Raw genomic sequence first — 14,363 nt, 5'->3', positions numbered from 1 at the left:
TTTTTTTATAAGTTAAGCATGCATTTTATTTATAACGATATTGCACCACCGTGGTAAACATTCCCTTTCCTGCATAAGTTTGAAAAACAACAGACCGTCCATAATATGCTTTAAGACGCTGCTTCACATTTTCAACGGCAATACCATGCCCTTGTCGTAAATTTATTTTATCCTGTATATGCGGGTTAGTAATGACTATATTGACTTGATTTTGCAATATTTCGACCAATATATTAATTGTGCTCGGTGTTAAAAAATTTTCAACTCCATGAAAAATACTATTTTCAACCAAAGGTTGTAAAGTTAATAAAGGAATATGTATATCAGAATGAAGGACTTCTGGCTGATATTTCCACTCTACCTTTAGCCGATCACCTAATCGTATCTGCTCAATGGCCAAATAATGTTGGCACAATTCGATTTCATCTTTAAGTTTAACTAACTTTAATTCCTGAAAACTGGCGCGAAATAAACGCGATAAATTCAACAACATTTGTTCTGCTTTGTCAGGATCACTGCCAATCAGACTGATGACGCTATTTAAACTATTAAATAAAAAATGCGGATGAATACGCGCTTGCATGGCTTGAATACGTGCGTTCAACTCACTATGTTGTTGTCGAATCCATTGTTCACGTAAATAAAGATAACGAAAACAAAAAGCACCGATCAACACACCATAACTCAAGTTTAATACAACACCTTCCCATAAAATGCTTAAATTTAAATGAGAAATTTGAAAATTTTGACCAAAATGTAACAGCCCATTGATAACGACTGTGGTCAAAAAAATAATCAGTTGCAGCAAAATAAAACCCATCAATAAGTTTTGAGTCAAACTTAAGTGGCGTGTTGTTCTTTGTATGAGCTCAATTAAAGCAGCAAAAGCCAATAAAACCCAATTAATAAATAAAACATGTTGTAATACACGAGCTAAGCTTAAATTTTCCCAAGATTGTGCTTCAGCCAAAGCCAAAATCATGGCTAAAATATTACTGGCAATAAACAATTCGATTAAATGTTGCCAATGCCCAATTTTGGTAAAAAAGTAGGCATATGTCTTATTTTCTAACGTATGTGCAAAAGTTTGATCATCTTGTCCTTCGGCAAGTGAAGCTGAATTTGTTATACTGTTTTTCGTTCTAATGCTTTTTATCTTATTGAGCCGACATGACCACATCTTCTAATTCCTCAAATCCGTCACAATCCCAAACTTCGGGTATGTGGGGCGGTCGTTTCTCTGAAGCTACTGACGCTTTTGTTGCTGAATTTACAGCATCTGTACAATTTGACCAACGCTTTTATAAACAAGATATCGCGGGTTCAATTGCACATGCCACCATGTTGGCTAAAGTTGGCGTACTCACCGAGCAAGAACGTGATGACATCATTACTGGATTAACCGCAATTCAAGCAGACATTGAAGCGGGCAATTTTGAATGGCGTATTGACCTAGAAGATGTGCACATGAATATTGAGTCTCGCCTGACTCAGCGTATCGGTATTACAGGTAAAAAACTGCATACTGGGCGTAGCCGTAACGACCAAGTGGCAACGGATATTCGTCTTTATGTACGTGATGAAATTGATGCCATTTTAAAATTATTAGAAAAATTACAAAAAGGTATTTTAAGTTTAGCCGCGAAAAACACCACCACCATTATGCCGGGCTTTACTCATCTGCAAACAGCACAACCAGTCACTTTCGGTCATCACCTTATGGCTTGGTTTGAAATGTTGGTTCGTGATAGCGAGCGTTTAATCGATTGCCGTAAACGCGTCAATCGTTTACCACTTGGTTCCGCGGCTTTGGCCGGAACCACCTATCCGATTGACCGTGCTTATACTGCGCAATTACTTGGTTTTGAAGATATTTGTGAGAATTCTCTCGACGCGGTTTCTGATCGTGATTTCGGCATTGAATTTAATGCGGCCGCATCACTCATCATGATGCACTTATCACGTATGTCAGAAGAAATGATTTTGTGGACTTCAGCACAGTTTAAATTTGTGAATATTCCAGATCGTTTTTGCACTGGTTCTTCGATTATGCCGCAGAAGAAAAACCCAGATGTCCCAGAGCTCATTCGTGGTAAAACGGGTCGCGTGTATGGTGACTTGATGAGCTTATTAACTTTAATGAAAGGTCAACCTTTGGCCTACAACAAAGACAATCAAGAAGATAAAGAACCTTTATTTGATGCGATTGATACCGTTCGTGGTTCATTGATGGCTTTTGCCGATATGATTCCTGCACTGGTGCCAAACATTGACATTATGCGTGAAGCAGCCCTTCGTGGTTTCTCAACTGCAACTGATTTAGCCGATTATTTGGTAAAAAATGGCGTAGCATTCCGTGACGCACATGAAATTGTGGGTAAAGCAGTCGCATTGGGTGTGGCTGAATCTAAAGATTTATCTGAACTGACCCTTGAACAACTCCAACAATTTTCGGATTTAATTTCTGAAGATGTATTTGAAAAAGCATTAACGCTCGAAGCTTCTGTAAATGCACGTAACCACATTGGTGGAACTGCACCTGCTCAAGTAGAAGCAGCAATTGCTCGTGCTTATACGCGCTTAGAAAAACTTTATGCTTAAGGAATAATAAGATGTCTCGACAAGTTTTTTGCCGTAAGTATCAAACCGACATGGACGGTTTAGACTTTGCACCTTTCCCCGGTGCAAAGGGTCAAGAATTTTTTGACACTGTCTCTAAACAAGCTTGGCAAGAGTGGCTTAAGCACCAAACCACTTTAATTAATGAAAAACGATTAAATGTGTTTGAAGCTGATGCAAAAAAGTTTCTTGAAGAACAACGTGAAAAATTCTTTAGCAATGATGAATCCGTTGAAAAAGCAGAAGGTTGGACAGCAGAAAAATAATAATCTTATTCATTTTTCTGATGAGTCCTTACTTAAGTTTTAAATCATGTTGATTTAAAAATAGCGATCCCTTTGCACAAAAAAGCTCCATTCAAGTGGGGCTTTTTTATTTAGACCTAAAAAACCATCACTGAAATGCTGTTTAATTTTGAAAATATGGATGCTTTTAAATCAATTTTTAACATTTAGAAATAACTGTAAAGCGAATATACACTTCTCAATAAAACAATACATTCCAACACAATAAGGTACATGATTTTATTTTTTAGTCTGCTTATACTTGTTTTCAACGAGATGGTTAAACATCTTGATAAGAATAGAAATATGTTCGATTTCAATCCTAGATTTCCCCCAAAATCTAGGATTTTTTTTATTCCTAATCACCATTTTTTCATAAAAAATAAAAAAAAACGCCCACTTGGACGTTTTATTTATACTGGATAGATCAAGGTATTAAGGTTGTTTCAAATATGGCCATGCTGCTTTTAAATAAATAAACATCGACCATAAAGTCAAAATAACGGCGGTGTAGAGCAACAAATAAGCCAAAGTATCAAGCGGCCGCCAATTCAATAAAAACACTGAAATTGCGATCATTTGAAAAGCTGTTTTGTATTTACCGACCGTAGAGACAGCCACATTGGTACGTGCACCTAACTCTGCCATCCATTCACGCAGTGCTGAAACGGTAATTTCACGCGAGATAATCACAATGGCAGCGAAGGCCATCGAAATACTCGGTTGCCATTGCACTAGCACTATTAAGGCTGCGGCAACCATCAACTTGTCTGCAACAGGATCTAAAAAGCGCCCAAAAGCTGAAGTTTGATTGAGTGTTCGCGCCAAATAGCCATCAAACCAATCCGTTACAGCTGCCACGACAAAAATAGCAGTTAAAATAACATGACGTGTCATGTCTGTATCGTGTTCAGCCATACCCATTGCAGGTGGCCAATAAGCCACAGCTAAAAAAACAGGTATTAAACCAATACGCGCCAAAGTCAAGATATTTGGAATATTCAGGATGCGACCTGTAGTCATAGACACCGCCAATTTTCCCCTTTATGTACGATGAAAAACCACACATATTTCGAGAATTGATTCATCGTTAATTCAGCCTCACTTTATACGAATTGCTATACAGTGTCACTAGCTAAACACGGTCACGGTCTGTCTGGAAATAGCAATCAGTCGGTTTTCAGCATCCCAAAGATGGGCAGATTCAGTGGAATAGCCGTCTGCAGCATAATCTGTAAATACTTTATATTTAAACCAATCCTGTAATTGATGCTGTACGGGGTGGACATAGGTCACATGCCAAGTGAGAGAACTGGCAGGTGCCAGTGTCTTAAACATAGGCAATACCCCAGGTGGCCAAATATCTATTAAGATCATTAAATCGGCCACACTAAATTCGCGGTTTTCATGCTGCTCAGGATTAAAACGACACCAACCACCAAAATCAGGTGTTTCACTTGCTGTACATGGATATTGACCTTCTGCCCAAGAGACATCAAACTGCCGATAACACTGTGGCATTGCCTCATGCTGGAGAGGTTTAACCAAATGTTCTGGGGCTGGATAATCCGGCGCAATACATTCTTGGTGGACTTGAATGCTCGATGCACGTTGCGTTCCAAAACTGGCAATTAAAATACTTTGTACCGCTTCATCTTGCCATAAGCGCACTTCAATGGTGGTCACCGATTTGCCCTGTCGCAGAATTTCGGCCGTGAGACGAGCTTTACTTTCTTGTACTGGTCCAACAAAGGTGATGCTGGTACTGAGCAAATATTTTGCTGAGTCAGCAATGGTGATTAAAGCCTTATGCATCAAGATGCCTGCGACCAATCCTCCATAAATGGTTCGTCCTTGCAACCAACCTGAAGGAATATCGACCCATTCCGTTTGTTCAATTTCCGTAAATAATTGACTCAATGACATTTTCAATCCTACAGCTTTTCTATAATTTTATCTTTTACTGATTTTTAAAGCGTGTAAATGACCAATGACTCGGGCGTCAATGTACTTTTTGGCCATGTTCAAATTTTTATTCATGTAAAATTTTATAAATCGTACGTGCCATCACCGCACCTAGACCTGGAACCAATTTCAAGTCATTTTCTGACGCTTTTAAGACTCCCTGAATCCCACCAAAATGCGTCAATAAATCACGTCTACGTTTTGGACCTAATCCGGGAATAACTTCCAACACAGAGCCGCCACGTTTTTTATCTCGTTTGGCCCGATGTTTGGTAATAGCAAATCGATGTGCTTCATCGCGAATCTGTTGAATCAAATGCAACGCTTTATGGTCTTCGGGCAGTTGAATTTTTGTACCATCGGTAAAGTGTAAGGTTTCTAAGCCCGGCTTACGGCCCTCACCTTTGGATACGCCCACCATAAAGGCTTCGAGCCCTAAGTCCTGCATCACTTGCATGGCCATATGCAATTGTCCCTTGCCCCCATCAATGAGTAATAAATCAGGCAGCATGGCTTTTTTATAACGTCGCGTTAATGCTTGATGCATAGCAGCATAATCATCACCACCCGTAATATCTTCAATCGAAAACTGACGATAATCTCGTTTACGCACACCACCCGAATCGAATACCACACAAGATGCAATGGTGGCTTCACCCATGGTATGTGAAATATCAAAACACTCAATCCGATCTACGGGTCGCCCCAGCACCTGTTCAAGCTGATGAAAACGCTCATTCAATTCAAAATGATTGGCCAATTGACCTTTAATTGCATGTTGAACATTCATACTGGCCAGTTCTAGCCACTCAGCACGGGTTTCTCGCACCTTGTGTTTAATCTGTACTTTCTGAGCAAATTCTTGCTGGATTGCATCTTCAAGTTCTTTGGTATTGGGCAATTCGGTATTGATGATCAACTCACTCGGAACTTCATCTGCCACCTGAAAATAAAAGTTAGCCATGAAGTCAGATAACATTTGCCCTAAATCTTCACCCCACATATCGGGAAAATAACTTTTACCGCCCAACATTTTACCATTACGGACATGCATGATCTGCACACACGTCACACCTGCATAATAGGCAATGGCCAGAATATCAGCCTCACCTTTGACTTTATAAATGGCTTGTTGCGACTGTACATCGCGTAGTAAGGCCATACGGTCACGGTAAAAGACCGCCTTTTCAAATTCCAAGGCTTCAGCCGCCGCTTCCATTTTGGCAATCAATTCTTGATTGAGTTCTTTGGTGTCACCTTGTAAAAAGCGAATCGAATTTTTAACATCTTCATTATATTCTTCAGGCGAAATCAACCCCACACAAGGTGCGGTACAGCGTTTTATTTGATATTGCAAACATGGACGTTTACGCTGTGAAAAATAACTATTTTCACATTGCCGCACATTAAATAGCTTTTGTAAAACCAATAAAGTGTCACGGGCATTATAAGCACTCGGATAAGGCCCAAAAAATTTACCCTCCTGATGCTTGCCTTTACCACGCCCTGCTGCAATACGTGGATAAGGTTTGTCACTCGACACAAAAATATAGACGTACGACTTATCATCGCGCAGCATAATATTGTAAGGCGGACGATGGAGCTTAATGAGATTTTGTTCAAGCAAGAGGGCTTCGGTTTCAGAACGCACCACCAGCGTTTCAATATGATAAATCCGTGCGACCAATGCTTGTGTTTTAGGATGCTCAATGGTTTTAACAAAATAACTGGATACGCGATTTTTTAGATTTTTGGCTTTACCGACATACAGTAACTCACCTTCTTTACCCAGCATTCGATAAATACCGGGCAAAGTGGTCATATTGGCTAAAATTTTTTCAATATTTTCACGGGCTTTTTCGTTCACAGTCGACTTTTAACATTGGATTATTATTAGATGATGTAGATTCATCTAACCGTTTTCAAGGCTACTGTTGTGAAAAACACACCTTTGGGCATTTTATTTAGTTTTTTCATCAGTCAATAATTTATCTAAGCGCTGAGTTGCTGCAATGTAAGCAATCTCATTCATAAAATCACAAGTAAACTGATTTGGCTGTATCGGAAATACTTCATCCTGTGGATGGTAGAATCCCCAATACACCTTACCTTCAATATTCACGTTCACATCGGCCATCTGTTTTTGGTTTTCATCAGCTATAAACTGTGTCCAACTGACATTTCCCCACTGCCCTGTCTTTATAACTGCTGAATTTTCATCAACATGAGGAGGATCATCATCGCTATAAAATTCAATATAATCTTGATTACTCTTTTGACTGGTTTTTTGCCAACAGCTTGCACCCTGAGGAAATTTTTGTTCCATATCACCTAAACCCAATAGCGCTGCTAAAATTTGACCTTCCACTGATCTGTTTAACTGATGTACTGGATTAGATTGATCACTCATGAGAGGTAAATTTGAAACATCAATTTTCTTAAACGCTTCGCTTAATTTTAAAGCATCTTTTGCCTGATGATCGCCTACCTCATAAACTAATTGTATGCCATCAAAAGAGGCATTTTTCCCTACACGGTATTCATTGTTCCCAATGCTAGGAGAAGTAAAATTCGATAAACCATGTTGTGTCACATAAGTTTTAGGGATATTGCTCGAAGCAGTACCTTTTAAATACTGAATACTCAGATTTTGATGATGATCAAGCTGATATTTTTTCGGCTGATAAGGAAGATATGGATCAATGTCACTCTTTCTCTCATCATAAATATTATATAAAGTGATTAATTGCGCTGATGAGGTAGAGGAACTTTCACCACCGCCACATCCAATTAAAGTTAATGCACACATTACAGGCAAAATTATTTTATACACGCGGCGATTTCTCTCTATTTATTTTAATAAATTATGAAGTATTTTTTATCTGTTTCGAATATACGACTTCGTCTCACAGGCTTTTCGCTTTGCTTGCGAGTTTTAGAACAAAAATAGTAAGGACTATCACAGCTCAATAGCAAGTGATTTAATCCTGATTGAATGAGGCAATTGACTATTTTGACTAACGCTAAATTCAAATTACTCATTTATTATTGAATATATAAATCTCAAAATAAAGCGCTTCAAATAAAAAATAGCTATAAAAACAAATGTTTTATTACCCTGTTCTTCTTATACTCAAGGATAAAGCATGATGAGATAAGCTTTTGCAACAAATAAATTGATGACCATTGCGTCACGGCTTGATACAACTTGTTATGTTCTTTTTAGATATAGTTATCGTAAGCTTAGTGAAGCTCGATGTGCGTCAAAAATACGTACACGCTTCAAAACATCCACTTAAATAAGTCCTCCAAAAGAAAGGAGATCAGGCATGATCCACGCTGGCAATGCCATTACCGTCCAAATGCTTTCGGACGGAATTGCAGAATTCCGCTTTGACTTACAAGGTGAGTCGGTCAACAAATTTAACCGTGTAACAATTGAAGATTTTAAAGCTGCAATTGATGCGGTTAAAGCCAATAACGACGTTAAAGGCCTAATCGTCACCTCTGCTAAATCTACATTTATTGTCGGTGCAGACATCACTGAATTCGGTGATAACTTTTCTCAAGGCGAAAAAGCAATTGTGGATTGGGTCATGCCTGTTCACGACATCTTCAACGCATTTGAAGATTTAAACATTCCGAAAGTCGCTGCAATCAATGGTATTGCATTGGGCGGTGGTTTTGAGATGTGCTTGGTCTGTGACTACCGTGTCATGTCAGAAGCAGCTCAAGTCGGTTTACCTGAAATTAAACTCGGGATTTTCCCAGGTTTCGGTGGTTCTGTTCGTTTAAGCCGCGTGATTGGTATCGACAATGCCGTTGAATGGATGGCAATGGCGAACCCTAAACGTCCTGCTGCTGCACTTAAAGATGGTGCTGTCGATGCAGTGGTTGCTGCTGATAAACTCCAAGACGCTGCGATTGACCTAGTTAAACAAGCGATTGCAGGTCGTGTTGATTGGAAAGCAAAACGCCAAGAAAAATTAGATCCTGTGAAATTGAATCCATTAGAACAAATGATGGCATTCAATAGCGCTAAAGGTGCGGTTCTTGCCAAAGCAAATCCTGCACAATATCCTGCGCCAAAACTTCTTCTTGATTCTTTACAAGCAGGTGCAAGCCTTCCACGTAACGAAGCCTTAAAAGCAGAAGCAGAAGGTTTTGCAAAAGCTGCGATTACGCCACAAGCAGGTGCATTGATTGGTTTATTCATCAATGACCAAATTGTGAAAAAAACCTCTAAAAAACATGAAAAAGGTGCGCATCCTGTCAACCAAGCGGCTGTTCTAGGTGCAGGTATCATGGGTGGTGGTATTGCTTATCAAGCCGCCAGCAAAGGCACACCTATTATCATGAAAGATATTGGTAACCCGCAACTTGCACTCGGTATGTCTGAAGCGAACAAATTGTTGACCAAACAAGTTGAACGCAAAAAAATGACTCCTGCAAAAATGGGTGAAACCCTTGCACGTATTCGTCCAACTTTAAGCTTAGATGAGTTTAAAGAAGTGGATATCGTAATTGAAGCGGTGACTGAAAATCCGAAGATTAAAGCGGCTGTGCTTGCAGATACTGAAAAATCAGTCCGTGAAAACACCATTATTGCATCAAATACCTCAACGATTTCAATTACTCGTTTGGCTGAAAGCTTACAACGTCCTGAAAACTTTGTGGGTATGCACTTCTTTAACCCAGTGCATATGATGCCTTTGGTTGAAGTCATTCGTGGTGAAAAAACTTCTGCTGAAGCGATTGCAACCACTGTGGTTCTTGCTCAAAAAATGGGTAAAACACCAATCGTGGTGAACGACTGCCCGGGCTTCTTGGTCAATCGTGTATTGTTCCCTTACTTCGGTGCATTTGACCTATTGCTTAAAGACGGTGCTGACTTCCAGCAAGTTGATAAAGTGATGGAAAAATTCGGCTGGCCAATGGGTCCTGCGTATTTGATCGACGTTGTCGGTATTGATACTGGTGTTCATGGTGCAGAAGTGATGGCGGAAGGTTTCCCAGACCGTATGAAGCCAGACTTTAAAGGCGCTATTGAGTTGATGTATGAAAACAAACGTTTGGGGCAAAAGAACGACGTTGGTTTCTACAAATACGAGCTTGATCGTAAAGGTAAAAAAGCGAAAACCATCGATCCAACAGCTTATGAGCTTGTTGCATCAATGGCGACTACTGAAAAGCATGAGTTTGATGCTCAAGAAATCATTGACCGTATGATGCTGACTTTCTGTAACGAAACAGTTCGTTGCTTGGAAGATAACATTGTGGCAACGCCTTCTGAAGCAGATATGGCCATGATTATGGGTGTGGGTTTCCCTCCATTCCGCGGTGGTCCATGCCGTTATATCGACCAAACAGGTGTAGCTGAATACGTAGCACTTTGCGACAAATATGCACACTTAGGTAAAGCTTATGAAGCGCCACAAATGTTGCGTGACATGGCAGCTAACAACAAAAAATTCTACCGTTAAGGAGCAACGTGAATGGCTACTTTAAATCCGCGTGACGTTGTCATCGTTGATGGTGTACGTTCTGCAATGGGTAAAACCAAAAACGGTATGTTCCGCAATGTACGTGCAGACAGCTTATCTGCTGAACTTGTACGTGCTTTAGTTGCTCGTAACCAATTCGACACCAATGAAGTTGAAGATGTGATCTGGGGTTGTGTCAATCAAACCCTAGAACAAGGCATGAATATTGGTCGTAACATTGCGTTATTGGCTGATCTTCCAAAAACTGTTGCAGGTCAAACTGTGAATCGTCTTTGTGGTTCATCTATGCAGTCTATTCATACGGCAGCAGCGCAAATTGCTACCAACCAAGGTGATGTATTCATTATTGGTGGTGTCGAGCACATGGGTCACGTTGGGATGATGCACGGCATCGACCTGAACCCAGAAGCATCTAAACACTATGCAAAAGCGTCTAACATGATGGGCTTAACGGCTGAAATGTTAGGTCGTATGAACGGCATTACCCGTGAAGAACAAGATGCATTTGGTGTGGAATCTCACCGCCGCGCTTGGGCTGCAACGCAAGAAGGCCGTTTTAAAAATGAGATCGTGGGTGTTGAAGGTCATGATCAAAATGGCTTCAAAATTCTGTGTGACATCGATGAAGTGATTCGTCCAGATGCCAACATTGAAGCATTCCGTTCATTACGTCCTGTATTTGACCCGAAAGGTGGTTCTGTCACTGCGGCAACCTCTTCAGCGTTGTCTGATGGTGCTTCTGCAATGTTACTGATGTCTGCTGAACGCGCTCAAGCTTTAGGTCTTAAGCCACGTGCTGTGATTCGCTCTATGGCGGTTGCAGGCTGTGACGCTGCGATCATGGGTTATGGTCCAGTACCTGCAACGCAAAAAGCGCTTAAACGTGCAGGTTTCACCATGGCGGATATTCAAACCATCGAGTTAAACGAAGCGTTTGCTGCTCAAGGCTTGTCTGTAATGAAAGGCTTAGGCGTATATGAGAAGCAAGACATCATTAACTTAAATGGTGGTGCGATTGCATTGGGTCACCCATTGGGTTGTTCTGGTGCACGTATCACGACAACATTGCTTAACGTAATGGAACAACAAGATACGCAAATTGGTCTTGCGACCATGTGTATCGGTCTTGGTCAAGGTATCGCGACTATTATCGAACGTGTTTAATATTTAATTAAATACTGAGATAAAAAAACCTCGCTTAGTGCGGGGTTTTTTTATATGATTCAAAGAACTACATGATATTTAAAACTATATGGACCGCATTACAAAAACCTTACTAAATGATTTTCTTAAAACACAAGAAATAGTTAACAAAGATGAAAGTTCAAATTTTGAGAAATTTGTAAATTATTCAATTCTAAGCAATGAATATAATAAAAGTTTTGATATTGACTCTATCTCTATAGGTTCAGGAAATGATACAGGTATTGATGGATTAGCTATTATCGTAAATGGTCATTTAATTGAAGAACTTAACGAAATAGATGGTCTTCTTGCACAAAATAGCTATTTAGACGTTAAATATATATTTATTCAATCAAAAACATCTTCGAATATTGATACTAGTGAAATGCATCAATTTTATAATGGCGTCTATGATTTTTTCTCAGAAGAACATAAACTTATTAGAAATGAAGATATTACCAAATTATCAGAAATTTCAGATTACATTTTCTCTTTAGCTTCGGAATTTAAGCAAAACCCTTCATGCAAAATTTTCTATATCACAACAAGCACAACTGTAATCGCAGATAAAAATATTCAAGCATGTATATCAATAAACAAGCAGCACCTTGAGCAATTAAACTTATTTGAAAATATTGATTTTATTATTTATGGAGCAAATGATTTAGGAAAATTATATAGAAAAACAAAAACTCCTTTATCTTGTACCATTCAATTCCCTAATAAAATTACATTACCAGAAACCTTAGGAATTGATGAATCCTACTATGGTTTTTTGCAATTTTCTGAATTTAAAAAATTAATTATTGACCAGAACGATAATATTCAAAATGTATTTGAAGATAACGTCAGAGATTTCCAGGGATTAAATGCCGTTAATTTAAAAATTGAGGAAACTTTAAAATCTGATAATCCTCATTTATTCAGTGTGCTTAATAATGGAGTTACTATTGTTGCTAACGAAATAAAAATTTCTGGTGATAAATGTACTTTATTTGATTTTCAAATTGTTAATGGATGCCAAACTAGTAATATTTTATATCAAAATAGGGCATTAGATACATTATCTAATATAAATATCCCAATAAAACTAATAGTAACTACTGATGATGATATAAAATCTAAAATTACAGTTTCTACAAATAGTCAAACAGCTGTAAAAAAAGAGCAACTATCGGCAATGACTGATTTCCAAAAAAACCTAGAGCATTATTATAATGCTATGGAAGGTGACGGTAGACTATACTATGAACGACGTGCTAATCAATACAATAATGATTCAAGTGTAGTCAAAAAAAGAATCATAAGTGTTTCAAATCAAATTAAATCTTTTTCTTCAATTTTCCGCCAAGACCCACATCTCGTCACCACTTACTTTGGGCAAATTGCTAAAGAAATAGGAAATAAAAAATCTAAACTCTTTGAAAATGATCATCAATTTGCATCCTATTATTTGGCAGGCTTAATCTTTTATAAGCTTGATACTTTATTTGCAAGTAATGAAATTGATAAAAAATTTAAAAAAGTTAAATTTTACATAATCATGTTATTTCCATTGTTAGCTTCTAAAGAGAACTTCCCACCTTTAAATAGTCATAATAAGGTTGAAAAATATTGCAACCCAATTATTAAAATTTTATTGGATGAGGATTTGTGTAAAGATGTATTTAGAAAAGCTATCCATATCATTGAACTGTCAGGGGCAAAAATAGAAGATAAAGAAGCGTTAAAATCGAAAAAGATGACTGAACAGATTCTAATTTCGCTTGAAGAAAACACTTAATTGTACAAAGGGAATTAAAAAACCCTTTTTCTATTTTAGAAAAAATGTAATTTTAAAATCATCATTTTTTCTGCGCCAACAACGTCGCAAAATGCTGCTTAATCCGATTACCCTGCTTATCGACCCGATGTAGCTCTCCTACATTTTCATTGTATTTCACAATATTCCAACCCTCGTATAGCGCACTTAGCTCTCCTGCTTTAAATGCAAAAGGAAAGTCAGCCTGCACAGGTAGGTCTGGTGTATCCATCGCACAAACAATTAGGTTAAAACCATTCACATTTGTGGCTTGCTGCATCTGAGCAATCAATGGTTTCACAGTTGGCGCTTGCAAGAACATCATCACCACCGTACAGCAAATAAAGTTATATGTGCCTGTAATACTTGGGTCGGCATTTAAATCTCGCTGTTGCAAATGAATCTTTTGAATACCTTCGGCATCTATTATCTGCTGTAGTTTTTGCAAACTATTCGCATTGACATCCCAAGCATCCACCTCAAAGCCCTGCTGATTTAAGTACAGCGAATTTCGCCCTTGTCCACAGCCGACATCCAAAGCCCGACCACCGTGTAAATACGGCATAGCCGCCAAAATTTCTGAATGTGTGGGTGAAAGCTGATATTTCTTATAAAAATAATCCTGCGAGGTACAGTAAAATTGCAGCTGACACTCTATGTCGTCACTGGTCGAAACAATTTTGTGCCATGCTTGAGGCTGAATAAATGGTGGCTGTTGCTCAGGTGTGAATAGATGTTCAGATTGCACTTGACCTGCATCATCTAAAAAAGCAAATTTCAGCTCACCTTGATAAATCTTTAACTTTGCCCAAGTGCCTGCTTTGGTATTGTGTTGCTTTTTAAAGCCTTGAGGAGTGGTTTGTGCTGTCCACACTGGAAGCTCTTTATAACAAATCAAGTCTTGCATACGCTTATTTCCCAGCCTACATTGTTCAGTGAATACATCTCAATAACGCGATTTGATCATGATATTGTCTCTATATTTTAGGTTTTAATGTTAGGCTT

The 14,363-nt window shown here is 38.7% G+C and carries 11 protein-coding genes; 5 read left to right on the top strand and 6 right to left on the bottom strand.

Features of this window, described 5'->3' with window-relative positions:
- Window positions 1-25: 25 nt before the first annotated feature.
- Window positions 26-1,180 (bottom strand): sensor histidine kinase, encoded by a 1,155-nt coding sequence (locus H0S58_RS00965; RefSeq protein WP_195726898.1) that lies wholly within the window; start codon window positions 1,178-1,180, stop codon window positions 26-28.
- Between H0S58_RS00965 and argH the strand changes: the two genes are divergently transcribed.
- Window positions 1,171-2,601 carry an argininosuccinate lyase gene (gene argH, locus H0S58_RS00960; protein ID WP_053579351.1) on the top strand — a complete coding sequence of 477 codons (1,431 nt, stop codon included), beginning with the start codon at window positions 1,171-1,173 and terminating at the stop codon, window positions 2,599-2,601. The two genes, H0S58_RS00965 and argH, sit on opposite strands and share 10 nt — an antisense overlap.
- An 11-nt stretch (window positions 2,602-2,612) precedes the next feature.
- On the top strand, window positions 2,613-2,885 hold the full coding sequence (locus tag H0S58_RS00955; protein WP_092720165.1) for an oxidative damage protection protein: 273 nt from the start codon (window positions 2,613-2,615) through the stop codon (window positions 2,883-2,885).
- A 453-nt stretch (window positions 2,886-3,338) separates the two neighbouring features.
- Here H0S58_RS00955 and pgsA read toward each other — a convergent pair whose 3' ends face one another.
- From pgsA to H0S58_RS00935, 4 genes are all read right to left on the bottom strand, one after another.
- On the bottom strand, window positions 3,339-3,926 hold the full coding sequence (pgsA, locus tag H0S58_RS00950) for a CDP-diacylglycerol--glycerol-3-phosphate 3-phosphatidyltransferase (RefSeq protein WP_195726897.1): 588 nt from the start codon (window positions 3,924-3,926) through the stop codon (window positions 3,339-3,341).
- 108 nt (window positions 3,927-4,034) lie between these two features.
- A complete protein-coding gene (locus H0S58_RS00945; RefSeq protein ID WP_195726896.1) occupies window positions 4,035-4,829 on the bottom strand; it encodes a thioesterase family protein in 795 nt (264 codons plus the stop codon).
- 106 nt (window positions 4,830-4,935) lie between these two features.
- The gene (gene uvrC, locus H0S58_RS00940; protein WP_195726895.1) at window positions 4,936-6,735 is read right to left on the bottom strand and encodes an excinuclease ABC subunit UvrC; all 1,800 of its coding nucleotides are present in this window, start codon (window positions 6,733-6,735) and stop codon (window positions 4,936-4,938) included.
- A gap of 93 nt (window positions 6,736-6,828) precedes the next feature.
- A complete protein-coding gene (locus H0S58_RS00935) occupies window positions 6,829-7,701 on the bottom strand; it encodes a hypothetical protein (RefSeq protein ID WP_195726894.1) in 873 nt (290 codons plus the stop codon).
- A gap of 496 nt (window positions 7,702-8,197) precedes the next feature.
- Here H0S58_RS00935 and fadB point away from each other — a divergent pair, with 496 nt between their 5' ends.
- The 3 genes from fadB (at window position 8,198) to H0S58_RS00920 (ending at window position 13,340) form a co-directional block, all read left to right on the top strand.
- Window positions 8,198-10,351 (top strand): fatty acid oxidation complex subunit alpha FadB, encoded by a 2,154-nt coding sequence (gene fadB / locus H0S58_RS00930; protein WP_195726893.1) that lies wholly within the window; start codon window positions 8,198-8,200, stop codon window positions 10,349-10,351.
- Between the two features lie 12 nt (window positions 10,352-10,363).
- Window positions 10,364-11,536, top strand: a complete 1,173-nt coding sequence (fadA, locus tag H0S58_RS00925) for an acetyl-CoA C-acyltransferase FadA (RefSeq protein ID WP_092720158.1) — start codon at window positions 10,364-10,366, stop codon at window positions 11,534-11,536.
- An 88-nt stretch (window positions 11,537-11,624) separates the two neighbouring features.
- A complete protein-coding gene (locus H0S58_RS00920) occupies window positions 11,625-13,340 on the top strand; it encodes an AIPR family protein (RefSeq protein WP_195726892.1) in 1,716 nt (571 codons plus the stop codon).
- A gap of 61 nt (window positions 13,341-13,401) precedes the next feature.
- Here H0S58_RS00920 and tehB read toward each other — a convergent pair whose 3' ends face one another.
- The gene (gene tehB / locus H0S58_RS00915; RefSeq protein ID WP_195726891.1) at window positions 13,402-14,265 is read right to left on the bottom strand and encodes an SAM-dependent methyltransferase TehB; all 864 of its coding nucleotides are present in this window, start codon (window positions 14,263-14,265) and stop codon (window positions 13,402-13,404) included.
- Window positions 14,266-14,363: the final 98 nt, after the last annotated feature.

This window comes from Acinetobacter sp. TTH0-4, from assembly GCF_015602665.1.
GTDB classification, from domain to species: domain Bacteria; phylum Pseudomonadota; class Gammaproteobacteria; order Pseudomonadales; family Moraxellaceae; genus Acinetobacter; species Acinetobacter albensis.
This window is presented reverse-complemented; position numbering and strand designations above follow the sequence as displayed.

Coding starts and splice junctions, on each gene's coding strand:
- H0S58_RS00965 (WP_195726898.1), bottom strand. CDS start 1,180: ATGTGGTCATGTCGGCTCAATAAGATAAAAAGCATTAGAACGAAAAAC.
- pgsA (WP_195726897.1), bottom strand. CDS start 3,926: ATGACTACAGGTCGCATCCTGAATATTCCAAATATCTTGACTTTGGCG.
- fadB (WP_195726893.1), top strand. CDS start 8,198: ATGATCCACGCTGGCAATGCCATTACCGTCCAAATGCTTTCGGACGGA.
- tehB (WP_195726891.1), bottom strand. CDS start 14,265: ATGCAAGACTTGATTTGTTATAAAGAGCTTCCAGTGTGGACAGCACAA.
- H0S58_RS00945 (WP_195726896.1), bottom strand. CDS start 4,829: ATGTCATTGAGTCAATTATTTACGGAAATTGAACAAACGGAATGGGTC.
- argH (WP_053579351.1), top strand. CDS start 1,171: ATGACCACATCTTCTAATTCCTCAAATCCGTCACAATCCCAAACTTCG.
- H0S58_RS00920 (WP_195726892.1), top strand. CDS start 11,625: ATGGACCGCATTACAAAAACCTTACTAAATGATTTTCTTAAAACACAA.
- H0S58_RS00955 (WP_092720165.1), top strand. CDS start 2,613: ATGTCTCGACAAGTTTTTTGCCGTAAGTATCAAACCGACATGGACGGT.
- fadA (WP_092720158.1), top strand. CDS start 10,364: ATGGCTACTTTAAATCCGCGTGACGTTGTCATCGTTGATGGTGTACGT.